The organism is Sphingobacterium sp. WOUb80 (genome assembly GCF_050058145.1).
In the GTDB taxonomy this organism is placed as follows: domain Bacteria; phylum Bacteroidota; class Bacteroidia; order Sphingobacteriales; family Sphingobacteriaceae; genus Sphingobacterium.
The window spans coordinates 1278780-1298234 of the sequence record NZ_CP165617.1 but is presented as its reverse complement, the minus strand read 5'-3'; the positions used below and the strand labels follow the sequence as shown (position 1 = coordinate 1298234).

Genomic DNA, 19455 nt, shown 5'->3' with positions numbered 1-19455 from the left:
ACTTTTGTCATGTTAGGTTCTTAGAAAATTTGTTTTTTACTCCTAGCAACGATCGGATGTGCTGGTACCACGTCCGATTTTGCTTTTTTCTCAGCTTGGTTTCTCTTTGTTTCTCATAAATTTATTATTGAATGGTTATTAGGTTATCCTTTTTGTATAATTTGATATTTGCGGTCTGGTTAATCAATTCGATAATCTGATCCAATGCAAAATCCTGTGGAATGGTACCCTGAAACCGTAGATCCGGTATTTTATCCCCATCGATCAGGATATCAAAATCATGCGACAGATCGCGTAAAATAGTCTTTAATGCAACGCCATTATAGTATCGGCGCCCTGTGATCCAACCCCTGATCTCCTTGTCATTTTTTATTTCCACTTTTTCATTGACAGGACGATCTTTTGCCAGTACGATTTTCTTTCCTGGAGTTAAGAAATCTGCTTTGCCGTAGCTATCCCCATGCCGTTTGCGTACCGATACCTTTCCTTCAAATAGCGCCGTACTCACCAGGTTTTCGTCCGGATACTCGCGAATATTGAATTTGGTACCATACACTTGCACAAGCTGCGTTGGTGTTTTGACGAAAAAAGGCTTTTGTGGGTTATGCGCTACTTCGAAATACCCTTCCCCTACAAGTTCAGTTTTTCGTTCATGTGCATCAAATTCCATAGAAAATTTAAAACGTGATGTCGAGTTGAGCATCACCGAACTATGGTCGGCAAAGGATATTTGCATACGCTTTCCTTTGAAGACTTTCAGTTCAAGCAGTTCATGAACAATCTGCCCACGTCCAAGCCCTCTTATTTCAAGCTGGTTAGCGCTCTTTTGTACCAGTTGTACCTGATCTTTTTCCAGTAATACTTGTGGTGTCTTAATGTCCGAGGCCAGCAAGAGAACCTTACCGTTGGGTAAGGTCATTTGGGCCTGATGATCAATTGTCGTATTGACAAGCTTAGGCCCATTTTCCTGAAGGCTCTGCTCCTGCCATCTTTGCCAACCAAAAAATGCCGCTCCAACGAGCAGAATTCCTGCCGCTGCATAAGGTATCCATTTTAGGTAAACTGTTTTGGTTTTAGGAGGATATTGTGACAGCTCCTTCGCGAGCATTTCATCCGTCTTATCAAAAGCAAGCTGCATCTGCTGCCTGAACACTTCGCTATGCAGATCTGCATCAAGCTCATGCTGCTGCATCAGATCAAGCAATAAGGATTCGTTCTTTTTGTCACGGACAAACTGAAAGAACAATTCCAGTTCCTCTGGCGTGCAGTTTCCCTTAAGGTATTTTTCAAATAACTCGTTAAAGTTTTCTTGGTTCACTTGGTTTTCTATTGATTCTAAGGGCTAATACGAATCGTAAAGGAAAACCAACTATTGAAAAATAAAAAAAAATAAAAAAAGATAGAAAACGTCTGATTTCCAATTGTTTTTAATTATACTACTGGCTTTTACAATATGGTTATTGACGGTAGCCATTGAAATATTGAGCAGTTTGGCCACTTCCTGGTAGCTCCGTCCTTCCAGTTTACAAAGCACATACACTTGCCTACATTTTTCGGGAATCATGGCGAGGATATCTTCCAGGTGATCGCGAGCTTCTTTAAAACCGATATTTTCCTCAATATTATTTGTAGACGATTTAGCGTAGTGCAATTTAAAAGTTTCGATCTTATTGCGGTCCGAAGCCACTTTTTTGAAGTAGTCGTACACTAAATTTTGGGCAATAGTATAGAGGTAACTTCTAAAGGACTGATCTACATCGATCTGTTCGCGTTGCTTCCAGATCCGAATGAATATATCCTGGAATATTTCCTGACTCACTTCATGCGAACGCACCATTTTGAACACATAGCCGTAGAGTTGCGGACGGTAAAAGCCATAAAATAATTCGAAGGCTTTTTTATTTCCCTGAACTAATTCCAATAACCTTTCCTTTTCTTCCTCGATATTCATTATCATCTATGCTTAGCGAACGTTTGGCACTTCCATCAGATCGATTTCAGATTGCAAGCCAATTGATTTATAATTGTAAAATTCGGACTAATATATTAAAAGTAGCACAAATAAACATGTATAATAATGGAAAAACCATGTAAAATATAATGGAAGCTCCGATCGAAGAGCGCATCTTGCTTGCTGCCGGCAATATCCATTGCGGGAGCTCGGCAATGTCGGCAGCAGGAAATCGGCACCATTAGCTGAAGGGCTCGCCCGTATTGTAGGAAGTCAACAACATCGTCTGCGGGAGCTCGCTAAACGAATATTAATAATTTATTAATATTCGTAAAACGCTCAGGTTTAATTGCCTATTTACATTTGGTCTTTGCTTAACTAGAATGGCTAATTGTGAATTGAAAACGCTTTCGGATCAGGAACTGGTGGAATTGGTCCAAATGAAAGACCATAAAGCAGCATTTTCCGAACTTTATAACCGCTATTGGGAACCTTTGATCAATCATGCCGGTAAAAGGACAGGCTCCTTGGCTACGGCCGAAGAGATCGTACAAGATGTTTTTGTCGATTTTTATTTGCGGCGGAAGGAGATCACGCTCAGCCATTCCCTTGCGGCCTATTTAAAAACGGCGATTAAATTTCAGGTCTTTAAAACCTACCGGGCGCAACAGGTCCAGGATAAATATATCCAAACCGCAGCACACATCGGGTATACCGCTCCGATTCAGCCCGATAATATACTCGAAGCCAAGCAAATCCATGCAGAGATTATCCAGATCACCGAAAAAATGCCCGCCACCTGCAAAGAGGTTTTTCTATTGAGCCGCTTCGAAAAACGTTCCAATCAGGATATCGCCGACCAGCTCAACATTTCGGTGGCCATGGTGCGCAAGCACATCACAAAATCCATGAAGATAATGCGCACGGAAATCAAAGAACATCAAATGGATATTTTCTACTTGGTCCTGCTGCTGTATACACACAAAAATTAGGGAAAAGTATTTTTTTTCAAATTTCCATTCCCGCTTTTGCAGACTTCGGGTACTCCTTAGTATAAAGCTCAGGAAATGGACGATCAACAGCTACTTGATATACTCGCTAAATACGAAGCCGGAACAATAACGGAGGACGAGCTCCAGGTTCTTGAAGAATGGTACGCTTCCTTTGAAGCCAATCCAGATCTCATCGACAGTTTAAGCGCCGAAGAGCGTTTATTCCGGAAAAAGCAACTGCAGGAAAAGATCTTCGATCAGATCGACGCGGAGACATCCGCATCGACCGAACGACCAAAGAAGCTGTCCTTCCTGCATTCAGGAAACAGGCTATGGCAAGCAGCGGCCTCCCTCGTCTTCCTTTGTGCCGTCTCGTTTTACATCTTCAAGCAGCAGGCTGACCAGTCACCGACCCCTGCTGAAAAGCAAAGCAGCAGCATTCATCCCGCTACGGATAAAGCCATCTTAACCCTAGGCAATGGTAAAAAAATCATGCTGGATGAGTCCAAAAATGGCGAACTCAGTACCGAGGGAAACATTCATATCAACAAACTGAAACCCGGTAATCTGGTTTATACGGCCGGTAAGAACATCGACAAGGTACCTATCAATACACTTGCTACCCCGCGGGGTGGTCGCTACCAACTGACATTGGCCGACGGTACGCAAGTCTGGCTCAATGCACAATCGTCAATCAGCTACCCTTCAGCCTTCCGGGGTTCTTCGCGCGAGGTCACCATCAGCGGTGAGGTATATTTTGAAGTGGCACACAATGCGGCCATGCCTTTCCGGGTGCGCTCCGAAAATCAACTGATCGAAGTACTGGGAACTCATTTTAACGTCAATACCTACAAAGCCAAATCCAGGACCAAAACAACCCTCTTGAGTGGTTCCATCGCGTTGACCAATGCCCATCGGCGCGTCATCCTCAAGCCCGGTGAACAGGGTATTGTAACGGGAGAATCCATGTCCATCAAAAATGTGGACCCCGCGGAGGTCATCGCCTGGAAAGAGGGCTACTTTGACTTTACAGATGCCGATATCGGCAGCGTTGTGGACGAGCTCGGCCGCTGGTACAATGTGGATATCCAGTATCAGGGTGCCGCAACAAGCGAAACCTTTACCGGAAGAATCCCACGGTCCTGGCCTTTTGAAAAAGTACTGAATTTATTGAAAACGTTTAAAAGCATCCAGGTAGAGATGCAAGGAAGGAGGCTTATCGTAGAAACAAAGTAAGATTAGGACTAACATCGGTGACTGTCGTAGCACAGTACCTAATATAAAATTATACCGCATGCCCAATTCCAAAAAAAGCCAATAGTGGTCGCAACACTACTGGCCAATAACTGGAATAGGCCAATGAATTTCTCGATCCAATTAACACATATTTCAGCTTAACAAATGTATAAAAAAAATACAAAAATACTATTGAAAATGAAGCTAAGCACCTTCATGACACTTTTTGGCATGCTACAGATCAGCTTCGGAGCAATAGGACAAAACATCAGTCTCTCCGAGAAGAACAGCTCCCTGGCCAAAGTATTCAAAAAAATAAGTACACAGACGGGTTACGGATTTCTAGTCGAAGGTAGCTTGCTGCGAATGGCCAGACCCGTTACCATAGAAACCAGCAATACCGACATCAGGCTTGTATTGGCAGAAATTTTCAAAAACCAACCGCTCAGCTTTGTGCTGAAGGACCAGTCTGTGATCGTTTCAGCAAAAAGGGTTGCCGCTATCCCCGTTCCGCTATCCGGCAGCATGGGCAACAGCGCTACGCAACAGCAGGGAAATATCAGCGGACGAATCATCAATGAAAATGGTGAAGCCCTTGCCGATGCAAGCATTACGTTGCTCCAAAGCAACCAATCCTTAAAAAGTAAAGCCGATGGCAGCTACAGCTTGAACCTCGCCGCCGGCACCTACACCATCGAAGTCAGTTATATTTCCCATCAGACAAAACGGATCACCGACATCCTGGTTCAGCCCGGAAAGCAGACCAGTCTCAACATCGTTCTTAAGAGCGTAGTTAAAAGCCTGGAGCAGGTGGTGGTGACGGGAAGTTATAAACAGGAAAGTGTGGCTTCTTTATATGCCAAACAAAAGAATCAAGCCACCATCTCCAACGGAATCAGCCGGGAGCAAATAGCCGTTTTACCGGATAAAAACGTAGGTGAGACCCTAAAACGCATCTCTGGTGTCAGTACCAACGACAACCGTCGGGTGGTGATCCGCGGTATTGCCGAACGTTACAACCTGGCCATGATGGATGGCGCTACCCTCCCCAGTACAGACGTGCAGGTGCGGGACTTCGAATTTGATATTGTCCCTAGCAACCTGATCGACAATGTCATAATCCACAAAACCTCATCGCCCGATCTGAGCTTTGGTTTTGGTGGTGGACTGGTACAGATCAACACCCTGGCCATCCCGGTCAAAAATTTTACCTCCTTTTCGGTGGGGAGCAAATACATCAATGGCTCAACGGGCAAAGATTTCCTGGGTTATGGCCGTGGCAGCCTAGACTATCTGGCCTTTGACGATGGCACGCGGGGCAATTTCCCACGGGATCTGACGGTTTTCAACGGCATCAATTACGACCCGGCCAATCCCTATAAACCCGTGCCGGAAGGAGTAACGCCTTTCACTCCTGAAATGATCGCTGCACAGAACAAGCGTATCGGCGGACTGGAACGCCTCGGTACCCGAAAATACACGGCACTACCTGGACAAAACTACCAGTTCAGCCTGGGGCGGAGTTACACTGGTACAAAGGGAATCTTTGGATTTGTAGGCTCGCTCAGTTACCGAAATGAGCAATCTATTGATCATATCTCCAATTTCGAGCGTGGCAACTGGCAAAAAGTAGATGGGGCAACTTTCGATATCAGCACGGGCAAAGAAATCCACCCGACGACCTCAACACAGTATAACTTTAATTCAAGTTTAGGCGCTTTGATCAACCTGGGCTGGAACAGCAAAAATCACAAGATCACCTCGCGGAATTTCTATTCCCGGATGTTCAACAACCAGTTTTCCGTGATCGAAGGCTGGGGAAATGATATTGGCCACGATTCGAGACCAGCTATCCGCGAATATGACCGTCCCAAGTTTATCAATATGCTGCAGAATAAGCTGGATGGCGAGCATCGATTCGGCAATTTCAAATTCGAATGGAATATTGCCCGCAATCAGCTGAACAACCGCGAGAAAGATGCCACCGAAGCCTGGCTCGCTCCTATTGGTTTCTTAAATGATACCATCTACAATGTTATCCCTTCACACTACGCCAATGCCGGTGACGGAACATTTACACGCTCCGAATACCACTATAGGGAGACCAACAAAATTGCTGAAGGTGCATTGAGCTACCAGACGAATTGGTTCGGTCAAAAGCAGACCCTGAAAGCCGGCTACCAATTTATGGATCGGCATGGCTTATTCGAATGGGTTTCGTTGCCTATCGTTTCGGTCGGTGCTAATAATTTTACGCCCGTCAACACCTGGTCAAAATACCTCGAGTTTACGGATCCCCTACACGGCATGTTTTATTACCCGGCGGCATTCTCCATCAGTGCCTATGAAGGGAAAAATATAAACCAGGCGGTTTATGGCATGCTCGACAACCGCTTCAACTCGTGGATCCGACTGGTCTGGGGCCTACGTGCCGAATACTACAAGTATGAGAGTCTGCAAAATGGCGATAATGACCTGCAGATGGACGCCAGAACCATTGCCATGCGCAAGCAACGCTTTGTTGATCCCAAAACAGGGAAACTGGTGGGCATGACGGCAGATCCTGAAACCGAGGAGAAAACATGGCGCTACCTGCCATCGGCCAGTCTGACTTTGACCCCCATACAGGATTTCAACATCCGCATGGCCTATTCACAGTCCGTAGTCCGTCCGGCATTGATTGAAAACTCCAAGATGGTGCGGCAGGACCCCGCATTGGGCGGTGCTTACCGTCGGAATGAAGGCGTGCTTTCAACCTTAATTGATCACTATGATATGCGTTTTGAATGGTACCCTTCCATTGCGGAAGTTATTTCAATCGGGTTTTTCTACAAATATTTCCAGAACCCGATCGAATTGTACCGGCAGATGATGGATTCGTCGCACCGCATTTATGTGACCACCAATAACTCAGAATGGGCCAAAGTAAAGGGCCTAGAGTTTGATATCCGCAAAAACCTGGGCTTTATGGCTCCCGGCTCCATGTTGGAAGACTTCAATGTAAGTGGAAACCTTACCCTTCAAAGCTCCGAAGTGCAGTCGGCCGAATTTAGGGCAAAGGGTATGGGTACTGATAAATATGGAAATACCTTTGAATACCGTGAAAAGCAATTCCTGAAAAGCAAGCGCCCACTGTATGGACAGATACCGGTAGTCTATAATGCGGCCTTACAATACGCCGGAGACCGCTTTGGAGCCAACGTAGCGTTTAACCATATGGGTTATAAAACCTTTATGACAGCCATGAGCGAAGATCTGATTGAATACGAGCGTCCACGCAATCAGCTCGACGCACAGCTGAGCTACAAATTCCTAAAAAATAAGAATCTGGATGTTAAATTAAATCTGAGCAACCTGTTGAACAGTCCGTTCCGCTTTTATGTGAACAGACCCGAAACGTTCAAAGTACAGGATCGCTGGAAAGGCCTGTCAAACTCCGAATGGCCGACACAGGAATGGGACGAGATCTACGAATGGAAGTTTGGTTTCTCCCAAAAATATGAGGAAGGTTACTACGAGACCTCCGAAGATGGAACAAAAAAGATGCGCATAGGCGACAAAGAAACATTTAACCGCAAAGTGGGCAGCTCCTTTAGCCTTTCCATCGGATACACCTTTTAAATCAACCGTTATGAAAACAAAAATAATCTTAACAGCCACGGCGATCGCCTTTTTTCTGCTATCCACCTTCCTTTCATGCGATAAAGGTGGCGAAGAACTGCTCTATCATTCCAATGTGCATATGATCAATTTAAGTGGTTATAATAACAGCAATGAGGAACTTATCCTGCAATTGGATACCTTTAGTCCTACGGTAACACCGGCTTTTAGCCGCATCGCATTTGCTGCCAACTATAATTTCAATGACCCCACCAAGCAGCGTTTAAAATTTACCATGAAGTCCAAAGCGACCGATAAAATTCTGCTAGAAAAGGAAATCAAAGCCAACGATACGGCGGCCGTGACGGATCTCAATGTTATTTACATGGACGGAAAAGTAGCCGATTTCCCGAAAGTGCCGGCACCTGTGGAGGGCAAAGTACAGTTGATCTATATGCTCCAGTCCAACATATTAAATTACCGGGAACCCGTGGACATTGTATTTGGAAAATACTATTTCACCCCCAAAGTGTTTGAAGAGGTCATCCGGATCAAAAACCTAAAGCCCAATACGTTCTCCCAGCCCATCGTTTTTGATCCTTTCCCTTTAGGGATCCAGGATTACAAGGGAGAAAAAACCTCGGTATTATTTCGGGCCTATATTTATAAAGCCGGCACGGACATTCCCTATACGGAAGGATCTTCCATTGAATTCAGCCAGCTTACTTCCGGTGCGCCTGTACCGTCACCCACAAAAGCCATTTCCAAGTTGTTTATCATCAATGAAGCTCCACTTAATAATGTGATACGGTTTAATAAGGTTCTAGAATTATAATGTATGAAAAATTTATCAACGAAGCTATATTCCCTGGCCACTGCGCTCCTGCTGATCGGCTTTCCCTTCCTTTTCAATGCCTGCAATAAGGACGCTACTGAAGTAGAACGCGCGATGCATATTCTAATCAATGGCTATAATGGCAGTGCGCATCCTTTGCAGATCGCGATTGATACAACCGTATTTGATCACAAAAATGGGGCTTTTATCATCCAACCCGAGAGCAATATCCATTTTGCAACGGCATACAGCTACAAAATACCAAAAAAAAGACTGGTTACTTTAACCGATACCGAGACCAAAAAAGTGGTTTACAGTGCCGAATTGCCTGAAAACACGATCAAAGTGAATTTCAACTACATCTATTTTGATGGAAAGGTACAGGAAGTGAACACACCCGCTGCTGACCCCAATGTCAATAAACTAGGCTTTTATATTTATGATAAAAGCATTGATTTCCCGATTGATATTTCTTTGCAAAAGGTCAATGCCACTACGGGCGATGTTCGTAAGGAATATATCGCAAAAAATGTGCTTCCCGGAAGATGGGTCTATGTAGATTATCTACCACTCAAGGATTTTGACAAAAGCGCCGATCTGCGAAGTGCCACGGTTAATTTCACCAAGGCCAATACGGACAATGAATGGGCTTTTGATGGTGATGAAACAAAAAGTAAACTGGGTGCTGAGGGATTCTTTTTGCCAAAATTGGACGATAAAGGCAAGGTGCAGCCTTATTTTATTGCGCCAAAAGTACCGAATCAAACATTCAGCCGACTTTTCTTCTACTTGGATTAAGGTCGTAAAAAGGAAGCCGGGCAGCCCTGCTTCCTTTTTTACATCCGATGTCTTGGACTTCATCCCTGATAGATCTAGGCCATGCTTTTATGCGATCACAGGGCGACAGACCTTAACCCAGCTTCCGCCAAAAATTGAGAAAACCTAGGAAACAACCCACCTATTGCGAAATAAGTGAGAATTACATAGATTTGCTGAGGTAAAAACAAGCAGTATGGACACGGAATTTATTGGAGATTATCTGACCAGCTTACGGAATACATATCCTTGTACCGTAAATCAAACTATGGACCTCATTGAAGGTAAATGGAAAGCAGTTATACTCTATCATTTAAGAAATGAAGCCACCACATACACTGATCTTCTTACAAAAATGCCCTCTATTACAAAGACCGTCCTGGATGCAAAATTAATTATCCTTGAAAATGACGGATTTATCGTCAGCAGGCCCCAAGCCGATACTGCATTTCAATCTACTGTCCACTATCGGCTTACCGATTTCGGAAAAACCTGCATCCCCTTATTGGAATCTGTGAAAGATTGGGGGTATGAAAATAGACTTATATTTACACCACAAACTTTCTAATGCTCATCATATAGCCCAAATGCAGACCTTCATGAAAATTATTCCATTCGAAGGCATCGTATATGGAGGTTAGATGGAACCCCGTTCCAGTTGTACGTTCCTGATAGCTGCCAAACTTTTTGTCATTAAAATCACGGATGGCCGGTTCAATTTGCTCAAGGAGTAATCTTTTTAGGAGATCGGCTTCCTGTTGCGATACCGCTGCTGTAGGCCGTGTTCCGGACTGGTAGTGCATAAACACTTCCTCCGGGATATGTCCCGCTACCCCAGATCCGATATAAATTAATTTATGCTGTGTGGCAATGATGTGCCCGATATTCCAGATCAGGTTGTTGCTGAAGCCTTCGGGAATGCGATTGAGCTGTTCCAAAGAATAGTTTTCAAAGAATTTGAGGTAAGCCATCCGGCTCGTTTTCCATGCGCGAAAGAGTGATTCCATGTCCTGCTGACTGTCCGTGTTTTGTACACAAAAATAGGCTGAATCTTTAAAACTGTCAAAGCTTATTTACGGCAATCCGAATCCATACACAAATTTCTTCCGGGCGCATCCATAGACGCTGATTCTTTTTTTATTGAACTTTTTGATTTGAGTATTGTTCAATTTGAAAGGAATATGGTTCAATTCTTAAAGAAAAAAGTATGAAAGCACAAATCGGACTCGTTATCACAGCAGTTGCCGGAGCAGCACTGTTCGTTTACAGACGCTGGAAACAGCGTTCTGTAAAGGAATCAACAGAGCAAACAGATCGCAAACAGACAGGCAATCTAACGACCCCACCTTCCTGGTACCGCCCCCTTAAAATGCCCGACATCGACAGTACGGATATTGTGTCATTGCAATATGCCCCCGTCGTGGTATCGCCCGACAGAAATGATGCGGCGAGAGGAATCGAAAGAAACATTTCGTATTACCATAAAGGCAACAGACATCAATAAGGTAGTCATAGGGATACATTTGCAGTTTTAAGGGTCTCTACAGCTGAAAAAATGTCCAAGGACAGTATGCGGCGCTGGACCTCGATAACAAATTGCCGCTGTTCTCCGTGGTTCAGAGCGGATCAAAAATAAACATCCTGCTATCTTTTGAAATGATTATTTCTTCAGCAGGGATTTATACGGGTTTTTAATTTAGACATCCCAAAATCCGCTTCAATCTCAGAATTATAGATTATTTTGGGGACACCTCAATTAATATGGGAGTTTAAAATATATGAGAAAAAATGCTTCCGGCATCAACAATTCAAAGCAACGTATTGAAAACAAGAACAATGATTTAGATCTTTATCTAAAAGCATTGAATTCTGCCTATTCGGGTATTATAATTACAGACAATCTGCAGTATGATAATCCCATCATTTATTGCAATAAAGCTTTCGAAACCATCAGTGGTTATGCCCACGATGAAATTATTGGCCACAATTGCCGATTTTTACAAGCTCAGGACCGTTCGCAAGCCGAACGTAAGATTATTAAAGAATCTATTGCGCGTGGCGAAGAATGTAAGATTGAAATTCGAAATTATCGTAAGGATGGAACGCTTTTTTGGAACGAACTTTTTATTTCACCAGTGAAGAATGATGACGGTCAGGTAACTCATTTTATTGGTGTTCAAAATGACATCAGTGATCGAAAAAAAGCAGAGTATGATCTTCGGGAAGAGAAGTCCCATGTGGAACTCAAAATACAGCAAAGAACCAAAGAACTGCAAGATAAAGAAAGCTTTCTCTCCAGTATTATTGAAACAGTACGGGAAAGTCTCTTGGTGCTCGATGCCAATTACATCGTCCTGAGCGCCAATAGACATTTTTTAAACTCGTTTAAAGTCACCACAGAAGAAACGGTAGGAAATTTACTATTTGACCTCGGCAATCAGCAGTGGGATATTTCTTCTTTAAAAGAGATGCTCACTCGGATACTGCCCACCAATAACCCGGTGATCGATTATGAGGTAGACCATATCTTTCCTCATATTGGTCGAAAAGTCATGCTGCTAAATGCTTATCGTATTGAATTCGAGGGCCAGTACAAAGACCGCATCCTGATCGCCATCGAAGATATTACAGAAAAGAAAGAGCAGAATCGGCGTAAAGATGATTTCCTGTCAATTGCGAGCCACGAACTTAAGACACCGCTCACAACAATCAAAGGTCTCTTCCAGATCTTGCAGCGATTGAGTGCCGAAAACACCGATCCGAAATATGTCTCAACTTTAGATAAAATCACAGCTTATATCGATCGCTTGAACTTGCTGATAGCAAAACTCTTAGATACGTCTAAAATTCAATCTGGAAATCTTGAATTGCACATGGAGCCATTTGAGATCGATAAGACGATCCAAGATGCCGTTGAAAGCATGCGATTGGCGGCACCTGATTCTGACATCCAGCTTACAGGAAATACGGGTAGTATCGTAGCGGGCGACGAGCTACAGATTATCCAAGTGCTGAACAATCTGCTCTCCAATGCTATTAAATATTCACCCGAGTCGAAAAAAGTTGAAGTTAGTATCCACAAGGTAGCCAACTTTGTTAAAATCTCCGTACGTGATTATGGCATGGGCATAAGCTATCAGGATAGACTAAAAATTTTCGAGCGATTTTTTCGCGTCAGCCATATACAGAAAAAGTTTCCCGGTTTAGGCATTGGCCTCTATGTTTCGCATGAGATTATCTTACACCACAAAGGAACACTGTGGGTCGAAAGCGAGCCAGGAGAAGGATCCACATTTAATTTTACATTACCCATAGTAATTAACAAATAAAAAATATGCAGCCTAAAAAGATAATGATCTGTGATGATGATCGAGGAATACTCGAGATGCTGGAGCTTTTTTTAGAACTAGAAGGATATAATGTCATATGCGAAATAAATAGCACGCACCTGACAAAGCAATTAATTTCGCATAAGCCAGACCTCTTGCTGCTGGACCTCTGGATGCCAATACTTTCTGGTGACCAGCTGATTAAAATTATTCGTAGTACACCCGAAATCAAAGAAACTCCGATCATTGTGCTATCGGCAAGCGTCGATGGACCTGAAATCGCAGGAAACTTAGGCGCAAATGGCTTTATCGCCAAACCCTTTGATTTAACCGATATCACCGATAAAATTAATAGCATATTGAAAAACTAGTCCGCAAATACACGCTGAGCAGGCACAAGATAAAAGCACTTTTAATGGAAAGTGCTTTTATGCAGCTGATGTGATCATCTTAAGACAAACGCTTACGCTTGGCCATTTTATCCACCAGAAGAAAAAGATCTTCCAGTTCAAATGGCTTAGCCAAAAAAGCATCAGCTCCACTTTCAGAAGCGATCTGCTTCCCACGCGAACTTGCAGACATCATGATCACTGGAATATTTCGATGTTTTTTCGAATTTCGGAGTTCACGAAGGATATCGCCACCTGACAGCCATGGCATTTCAATATCCAATAGTATAATATCAGGTTCAATTTCTTCGACAGATGCAATAAGTTCTCTGCTTTTTGAAACTAAATAAACTTCTCTAAATTCATTCTTTAAAGCCAGCTCCAATACATTAAGGATGACGGTTTCATCATCACAAACAACAATTTTCATTTTCATTTTTTGATTGTTTAAAAACACTACAATGATTGAAAAATATGGTCTTCAGGAAAGGAAATTAAAATATAGACCTAAGCTGGGCAGATAGTTGGTTACCAAACCGTTTATATAATCTTTCTTTGAGATTTTACAAGATAGACAATTTATTGGATAAACGGTTTATTTATTAATTAATTTGGAGTGGAATATTATTCAAATTGAAATTAAAGAAAATGCGGCTGTATGGGTTGATCGGATGTTTAAAAAAACATATATCTAAATAATGGAAATTCGAAAATCGAGCGGCGTAATTTGGGTTTTTCTTTTGAATAATCTGGTGAGTGACTGAGGTTGTTCAAACCGTAGTCTTTCGGCTATTTCAGCAACAGAAAAATCAGTTTCAGCTAATAGTTGCTTGGCAATGCCAATGATAAAGTTATCAATATGGCTTTGTGCTGTACCTCCCGATACACCTACTGAAACATCATTTAGAAATCTCGGTGTGCAACGAAGTTTATTCGATAAGACTGTTAAACTCGGAAATGCTGACATGCACATTCTTTCTCCATCGAAAAATGCATGCAGTTCGTTAAAAAAAAGCTGGTGTAACCGACTGATTTCATCCACTCTACTCTCCATTGAAAGCTGGTAAAACCTTTGCATGTGGTATAAAAGCAAATTGAGGTATGAGGTGATTATCGTTGAATGTATTTCGCTATGCGGCATTTCTGTTTCTTCAATTAAAAGCTCAAAAATATTTGCAACGAGCTTATAATCATTCTCTCGTAATAGCAATGATTCATCCATTGAATATTCTAAAAATCCGAGATCTTTCAATCGGTTACGTAAACTATATCCATGGAATAAATCTGAACGGAAGGCAAAATAAGCCCCTTCCTTAAAAGATTTTTTTATTTCGGTAACAGGAAAATAATGCTGGTTAAAAAATACCAGTTTGTGTTTTTCTTGATGCTTACGATCTAAAACGCCAAAGACAATGATAAAATACTTTTCCTCAATCAGTCTTTGGGAGGATCGGAGAAATTGATCTTCGTTGTCAAAGTACTCAAAATAATAGGTATGATTTAATCTAAAAACTTCTTTTAATTCACTATTCTTGTCACCACTTAGCATATATAATCTTTTATTCAGTATGGGCTATTAAAATATCATTACGAAACATGTCGTTATAGCAATAAACCCGCCTGTTAGGACAATTGTTTGTATTCTTTTAAAATTGCAATTCGGGCTCTTTTAAGCCATTTGATCAAACTGCATATATTAAAAACTTACTGCATTTATACATGAATACGATCTGCTTCAGGTACATCTTTGAAGACGACTGAAAATGTAGTACCGACATCTAATTCGCTTTCCACGTGAATAGCTGCGTTGAGCTTATTCGCAATTTGTTTAACAATGGAAAGGCCAACCCCCGAACCTTCAAAGCCTTCTGAATTGGCCATTCGGGCAAAGATTTCAAAAATTTTGTCGCCCTCCTTCAAATCAATTCCGATTCCATTATCCTTGATATCATACCGGACCCCATTTCCTTGCCGCATGCTCTCAACGGACACCTGCGGGTTTCGCCTTTTGCTGCTGTATTTTATGGCATTGCCAACAAGGTTCAGAAATAATTGATAGATCAATGTTCTCTCTCCCAAAACAGGTAGTGTTTCGCCCATTATAAATTCTAAATGAGGGACCTGGTATTGCTGTTTGCAATTTTCAACGATATTGACAATCTTGGACTTTGGATTAATTGGTTCGAACACAAAGTCTACATGATTTACCTTTGACATTTGGTAGACTCTATCCATCATATCCCGCATCAGTTGCGTCCCCTCCAAGATATTTTTCATTGACTTTGCAAGCAGTTCGTCAGAGATGTCTTTTTTATGGAGCAACATTTGCGCAGTGAGTTGTATCGTCGTCAGCGGATTTTTAAGATCATGGGTCAGCGTATAGCCAAAAGTATCAAGCGCATTATTAGAGCGCACCAATTTTTTGTTCAATTCATCAATCTCTCCCCCACGCTGTGCTACCGCTTGCTGAATAATCTGTGTAATATTTTCAATAAAAGCGAGTTCGGAAGATTGCCATTTTTCGGCTTTTCCTTTTGTAATTTTTTTCCATGCCTCGAAAGAAGATCTTGGCGAAGGAAAGGTAATCTTTCTATCTTCGTCAACCTGCATCACTTTTTCCGGCTTACCTGCCCAAGTCTCTTCTATCAGGCGTTCTTTTCTAAAAACATATAAGTACCAGTTATTTGCGGGCAGAATACTGATGCGTAGTACACCGGGATATATTTCAATATCTTCGGAAGGACCATCGCCCTTAAATCTATCTGTCACAAAAAATTCTGCGGTGGCTATTTTTTTATCAATTTCTCGGAGCATTTTTTTGTCAGGCACCTCACCTACCATCATAATCGCGCGATCGCGTTTAATGATTAGCCCCTGCCCATTCATTACCTCCATAATACGCACTGCATACTTTTCCAATACGTCATACAAGTCGCGCTTGACCAACAAATCACTTTTTAGATCATGCTTGAGCTGCGATAGATTTTTCTGAACTTTCACCTGTTTCTTCTGAAAATCTGCCAGATAATTGTTTACAGCGTATTGTGTAAGAAAGGTACATAGATGGCGCTGTGAAAGATCGACGTGCATTGGCTCCCGATTCTGACAAGCAACAAGCCCCCAAAGATCATCGTCTACGATAATGCTAAAACTTGCACTCGCCTCTACGCCGGCATTTTTAAGGTATTGCAAATGCATGGGTGAAAGCGCCCGAAGGCTACAGCGTGTAAGATCGAGATCATTGGCACTCCGCCCCATCAGCGGAATCGCTTCCGCATTGACATCCGCCGTATGGCGGGCATGAAAAATACGATAAAGCTCGCGTGCCTGTGCTGGAATATCGAATTCCGGATAACGATAATTCATCAACGATTCCAGATCAGCACTCTTGCTCTCTGCAATAACTTGTCCACTATTATCTTCCAAAAAGCGATACACCATCACCCTATCATAGTGAATAATATCCTTAATCAATTCAGTCAATGCCTGCCAGCAAGAGTTGCCGCTGCTTCGGTCATCTAAATGCTTTGCATAATAATATAATTTGGTCGTTTTGACAGCGAGAGGGTTGCAGGCCTCTATTTCAAGATAAATTTTACTATCATACCTATAGAGACTTAAAAAATATTCGTTTTGATGGATAGTCACGCGATCGGCATACCTGGCAAACATGCTGTCGGAAACAGCCTGTTCAATGTTCTCTCCCCGAAGTTCAAATGAAGGAACTATCCGATGAAGAACATCATCTACAGTCATGCCCAGCATTGCGGAGTATTCTTCACCAGCAATAGCTGCACAGTTTTCGCTTACCCCGATACACTTATCGTCTTCAAAGATAAATAAATACCCAAAAGACTGTATATTTCCACACAGGTGAATTTTTTCCTCATGACAATTGATTTCACGCATAAACCTACTGATATATTAAATAAAAATATGGTAAAATCAACAGTCCTGTCATCCATCGACGCTATCATATGGTTACTAATTTACTAAAAACAATTGAGCTATCGAAACTTGCACCTTTCCCTCTAAAACACGAGAAATCACGAAGGGATAGACTTTATCTGCCAGACTTTTCGAGCTCTTTCACAAAATCCTTTCCCCAATAATGGATATCATAATGCTCGATATGCTCATATAATCTACGCGCTCTCACCTGAGCCTCACCCGGCTCCATTACCAAAGCTTTCAATAATGCATCTTTCATACTCTTTCGGTCATAAGGGTTTGTCAGGATAGCATAAGGCAGCTCAACCGAAGCCCCCGCGAATTCCGAAAGTACAAGAGTCCCTGAAGTATCCAATAGCCCATGAGTCGCAATGTATTCCTTTGCGACCAGGTTCAGTCCGTCACGCAAAGGAGTAATCCACGCAATATCGCTCAGCGCATAATGCTTGACCACTTCCTCAAAGGGCAGTGCCCTGTAAAAATATTGAATGGGCGTCCAATTCATCGTCGCATATTTACCATTGATTTCGCCTACGGCCTGATTCACCTGATCGCGAATTTCATCATAGATTGTCATCCCCTGAGAAGGCGGAGTACAGACATTGACCAGTTCAATCTTACCCCTGAATTCAGGATACTCTGCAAGAAATTCACCAAAAGCCTGAATCTTTTCCAAGGGCCCCTTGACGTAGTCTAGGCGCTCAATGGAAATAATACGTGTTATTTCTGATTCGGCTTTGGTCTTTTTGAGGGCAGTTATTTCCGTCCTCACATTATTATCTGTCAAAATCTGTTCGATATGATCCCTATTAACTCCCACAGGCTGTGCACCAAGTCTAATTTGCCTTCCATCCACCTCTATTACCTTTGTCATCTGATCGACCCCCAAAGCACAGCTATAGGTCAGAAACTGATTGGCAACATTGACTTTTTTAATTACTTTGAACGGTGTATGGCTACGAATAACATCCACAAAATTCTCTACATAACGTGGGATATGAAAACTGATAAAATCACAGAGCAAGAGGCTGCCAATAATTTCTTTTCGCCATGGAATAATATTAAATATATCAGCTGCAGGAAAAGCAGTATGGTGGAAAAATCCAATTTTCAGATCAGGACGCATAGTTTTTAAAAAAGCGGGTACCATCCATAGATTATACTCATGGATCCAGACAAGCGCTTCATCGTCAGCTTCCCGTGCAATCCGTTCGGCAAATCGTTTGTTGATTATCAGGTAATGAGCCCAGTCTTCGTGATTAAATTTAGCTTTATCCACAAAGGAAAAGATTGTCGGCCAAAACGCTTCTTTTGAGAATACACGATAGAACTTGTCGATATCTTCTTTAGATAAAGATATAGTGGAGGCGACCAAATTAGGGTATTTGCTTTCATCCACCAGCTGGTTTTTAACAGGCTGCCCGTCCGGTTGGATTACCTCTTCACCGATCCAAAGACCGGACCGTCCCTTTTCAAATAAGCCCAATAACGATGGGATAATGCCATTTGGACTTTTGGGCGCTATCCTTACGGTCTTCCCATTCACCGATTCCTTTTCAAAAGGCAAGCGATGATATACCATCACCAGCTGATCGGACTTTTTGGGTTTTCTTTTTTGAAGTGCAATTTTTTGTTCCTCCCGAATAAGTTGCTGAAAAGGCCTATATTTTTCCATATATTCGAGTATCCCTCCTGCCCCGGCTGCTTCCGCGGCGTAAGCAGTATCCAGCCCATCAATGGCCTGCAGAAGCCCCTGCTCAGATTTTCCAACGGCGACACCACGAAAGCCGATTTCAAATAAGGCCAGATCATTGAGCGTATCGCCAGCGACCATTACTTCATCTACACTAACCTCTAGGAATTCCACAAGCTTTTTGAGTGTTGTCCCCTTATTGACACCTTTCGGAAGAAAGTCAAGGTACTTATCAGCCGAAGTAATCATATCACAGTCATACTTGTCCGCTACCTGCTGCACCAGGCTATGGTCTACCCCAGATTCATAATAAAAGGAGCTGCGGCGCTGCTGCGGTACATGCTGGTAGTTCAATTGTGGGATTTCCTCGAGCGCAGCCCGGATGGCATAAGTCTGCGGCCATTTTTCTTCAATTTCACTCTGCAGCGGCTCAATTGCTTCTAGACTGTGTCCGTTCACGACCGTGGCGCCCACATCGGCAATAATAAAATCCGGCACTGGAATGAGCGGATCACTCAGTAGCGGCAAGACCGACTCCAATCCTCTGCCGGTAACAAAAACCAGCTGAATTTTCGGGCTGTTTTTTATCAATCTATATAATCTAAGGCGGTCTTCCATTTTTCCACCCAAAAAAGTTCCATCTAAATCCGTTGCTAATAACAT

16 protein-coding genes are annotated in these 19455 nt (G+C 42.6%); 9 read left to right on the top strand and 7 right to left on the bottom strand.

Annotated features, from left to right (window positions below; genetic code table 11):
- Positions 1-124: 124 nt before the first annotated feature.
- Together AB1Z56_RS05090 and AB1Z56_RS05085 are read right to left on the bottom strand one after the other, a co-directional pair.
- The gene (locus tag AB1Z56_RS05090; RefSeq protein WP_309360759.1) at positions 125-1318 is read right to left on the bottom strand and encodes a FecR family protein; all 1194 of its coding nucleotides are present in this window, start codon (positions 1316-1318) and stop codon (positions 125-127) included.
- Between the two features lie 51 nt (positions 1319-1369).
- The gene (locus AB1Z56_RS05085) at positions 1370-1951 is read right to left on the bottom strand and encodes an RNA polymerase sigma factor (protein WP_309360761.1); all 582 of its coding nucleotides are present in this window, start codon (positions 1949-1951) and stop codon (positions 1370-1372) included.
- A 383-nt stretch (positions 1952-2334) separates the two neighbouring features.
- On the opposite strand from AB1Z56_RS05085, the gene AB1Z56_RS05080 reads away from it, so the two are divergent.
- The 6 genes from AB1Z56_RS05080 to AB1Z56_RS05055 all read left to right on the top strand — a co-directional run bounded on the left by AB1Z56_RS05080 (position 2335) and on the right by AB1Z56_RS05055 (position 9998).
- A complete protein-coding gene (locus tag AB1Z56_RS05080; RefSeq protein ID WP_309360763.1) occupies positions 2335-2943 on the top strand; it encodes an RNA polymerase sigma factor in 609 nt (202 codons plus the stop codon).
- A gap of 75 nt (positions 2944-3018) precedes the next feature.
- The gene (locus AB1Z56_RS05075) at positions 3019-4179 is read left to right on the top strand and encodes a FecR family protein (RefSeq protein WP_426791324.1); all 1161 of its coding nucleotides are present in this window, start codon (positions 3019-3021) and stop codon (positions 4177-4179) included.
- Positions 4180-4377: 198 nt separating this feature from the next.
- Positions 4378-7800 carry a carboxypeptidase regulatory-like domain-containing protein gene (locus AB1Z56_RS05070; protein WP_426791323.1) on the top strand — a complete coding sequence of 1141 codons (3423 nt, stop codon included), beginning with the start codon at positions 4378-4380 and terminating at the stop codon, positions 7798-7800.
- A 10-nt stretch (positions 7801-7810) separates the two neighbouring features.
- Positions 7811-8614 carry a hypothetical protein gene (locus AB1Z56_RS05065; RefSeq protein ID WP_426791322.1) on the top strand — a complete coding sequence of 268 codons (804 nt, stop codon included), beginning with the start codon at positions 7811-7813 and terminating at the stop codon, positions 8612-8614.
- 3 nt (positions 8615-8617) lie between these two features.
- Positions 8618-9412, top strand: a complete 795-nt coding sequence (locus AB1Z56_RS05060; protein WP_426791321.1) for a hypothetical protein — start codon at positions 8618-8620, stop codon at positions 9410-9412.
- Positions 9413-9626: 214 nt separating this feature from the next.
- Complete coding sequence (locus AB1Z56_RS05055) at positions 9627-9998, top strand: winged helix-turn-helix transcriptional regulator (protein WP_426791320.1); 372 nt, start codon at positions 9627-9629, stop codon at positions 9996-9998.
- Here the strand turns inward: AB1Z56_RS05055 and AB1Z56_RS05050 are convergent.
- Positions 9979-10437 (bottom strand): DinB family protein, encoded by a 459-nt coding sequence (locus tag AB1Z56_RS05050; protein ID WP_426791319.1) that lies wholly within the window; start codon positions 10435-10437, stop codon positions 9979-9981. The two genes, AB1Z56_RS05055 and AB1Z56_RS05050, sit on opposite strands and share 20 nt — an antisense overlap.
- Before the next feature lie 200 nt (positions 10438-10637).
- Here AB1Z56_RS05050 and AB1Z56_RS05045 point away from each other — a divergent pair, with 200 nt between their 5' ends.
- The 3 genes from AB1Z56_RS05045 to AB1Z56_RS05035 all read left to right on the top strand — a co-directional run bounded on the left by AB1Z56_RS05045 (position 10638) and on the right by AB1Z56_RS05035 (position 13130).
- A complete protein-coding gene (locus AB1Z56_RS05045) occupies positions 10638-10934 on the top strand; it encodes a hypothetical protein (protein ID WP_309360775.1) in 297 nt (98 codons plus the stop codon).
- Positions 10935-11208: 274 nt separating this feature from the next.
- Entirely contained in the window at positions 11209-12759 is a 1551-nt protein-coding gene (locus tag AB1Z56_RS05040; RefSeq protein ID WP_426791318.1) for a PAS domain-containing sensor histidine kinase, read from the top strand.
- Between the two features lie 5 nt (positions 12760-12764).
- Positions 12765-13130, top strand: coding sequence for a response regulator (locus AB1Z56_RS05035; RefSeq protein WP_426791317.1), 366 nt, complete (start codon positions 12765-12767; stop codon positions 13128-13130).
- Between the two features lie 79 nt (positions 13131-13209).
- Here the strand turns inward: AB1Z56_RS05035 and AB1Z56_RS05030 are convergent, their stop codons facing one another.
- From AB1Z56_RS05030 to ggpS, 4 genes are all read right to left on the bottom strand, one after another.
- A complete protein-coding gene (locus AB1Z56_RS05030) occupies positions 13210-13584 on the bottom strand; it encodes a response regulator (RefSeq protein WP_426791316.1) in 375 nt (124 codons plus the stop codon).
- Between the two features lie 255 nt (positions 13585-13839).
- Positions 13840-14697 carry a helix-turn-helix domain-containing protein gene (locus tag AB1Z56_RS05025; protein WP_426791315.1) on the bottom strand — a complete coding sequence of 286 codons (858 nt, stop codon included), beginning with the start codon at positions 14695-14697 and terminating at the stop codon, positions 13840-13842.
- A gap of 164 nt (positions 14698-14861) precedes the next feature.
- A complete protein-coding gene (locus tag AB1Z56_RS05020; protein ID WP_426791314.1) occupies positions 14862-17057 on the bottom strand; it encodes an ATP-binding protein in 2196 nt (731 codons plus the stop codon).
- A gap of 154 nt (positions 17058-17211) precedes the next feature.
- Complete coding sequence (gene ggpS, locus AB1Z56_RS05015) at positions 17212-19455, bottom strand: glucosylglycerol-phosphate synthase (protein ID WP_426791313.1); 2244 nt, start codon at positions 19453-19455, stop codon at positions 17212-17214.

What these genes read in the sequence shown, in the direction of transcription:
- AB1Z56_RS05085 (WP_309360761.1), bottom strand. Translation starts at nt 1,951, where the DNA reads ATGAATATCGAGGAAGAAAAGGAAAGGTTATTGGAATTAGTTCAGGGA.
- AB1Z56_RS05030 (WP_426791316.1), bottom strand. Translation starts at nt 13,584, where the DNA reads ATGAAAATGAAAATTGTTGTTTGTGATGATGAAACCGTCATCCTTAAT.
- AB1Z56_RS05050 (WP_426791319.1), bottom strand. Translation starts at nt 10,437, where the DNA reads ATGGAATCACTCTTTCGCGCATGGAAAACGAGCCGGATGGCTTACCTC.
- AB1Z56_RS05065 (WP_426791322.1), top strand. Translation starts at nt 7,811, where the DNA reads ATGAAAACAAAAATAATCTTAACAGCCACGGCGATCGCCTTTTTTCTG.
- ggpS (WP_426791313.1), bottom strand. Translation starts at nt 19,455, where the DNA reads ATGTTATTAGCAACGGATTTAGATGGAACTTTTTTGGGTGGAAAAATG.
- AB1Z56_RS05055 (WP_426791320.1), top strand. Translation starts at nt 9,627, where the DNA reads ATGGACACGGAATTTATTGGAGATTATCTGACCAGCTTACGGAATACA.
- AB1Z56_RS05045 (WP_309360775.1), top strand. Translation starts at nt 10,638, where the DNA reads ATGAAAGCACAAATCGGACTCGTTATCACAGCAGTTGCCGGAGCAGCA.
- AB1Z56_RS05040 (WP_426791318.1), top strand. Translation starts at nt 11,209, where the DNA reads ATGAGAAAAAATGCTTCCGGCATCAACAATTCAAAGCAACGTATTGAA.
- AB1Z56_RS05060 (WP_426791321.1), top strand. Translation starts at nt 8,618, where the DNA reads ATGAAAAATTTATCAACGAAGCTATATTCCCTGGCCACTGCGCTCCTG.
- AB1Z56_RS05075 (WP_426791324.1), top strand. Translation starts at nt 3,019, where the DNA reads ATGGACGATCAACAGCTACTTGATATACTCGCTAAATACGAAGCCGGA.
- AB1Z56_RS05020 (WP_426791314.1), bottom strand. Translation starts at nt 17,057, where the DNA reads ATGCGTGAAATCAATTGTCATGAGGAAAAAATTCACCTGTGTGGAAAT.
- AB1Z56_RS05080 (WP_309360763.1), top strand. Translation starts at nt 2,335, where the DNA reads ATGGCTAATTGTGAATTGAAAACGCTTTCGGATCAGGAACTGGTGGAA.
- AB1Z56_RS05035 (WP_426791317.1), top strand. Translation starts at nt 12,765, where the DNA reads ATGCAGCCTAAAAAGATAATGATCTGTGATGATGATCGAGGAATACTC.
- AB1Z56_RS05025 (WP_426791315.1), bottom strand. Translation starts at nt 14,697, where the DNA reads ATGCTAAGTGGTGACAAGAATAGTGAATTAAAAGAAGTTTTTAGATTA.
- AB1Z56_RS05070 (WP_426791323.1), top strand. Translation starts at nt 4,378, where the DNA reads ATGAAGCTAAGCACCTTCATGACACTTTTTGGCATGCTACAGATCAGC.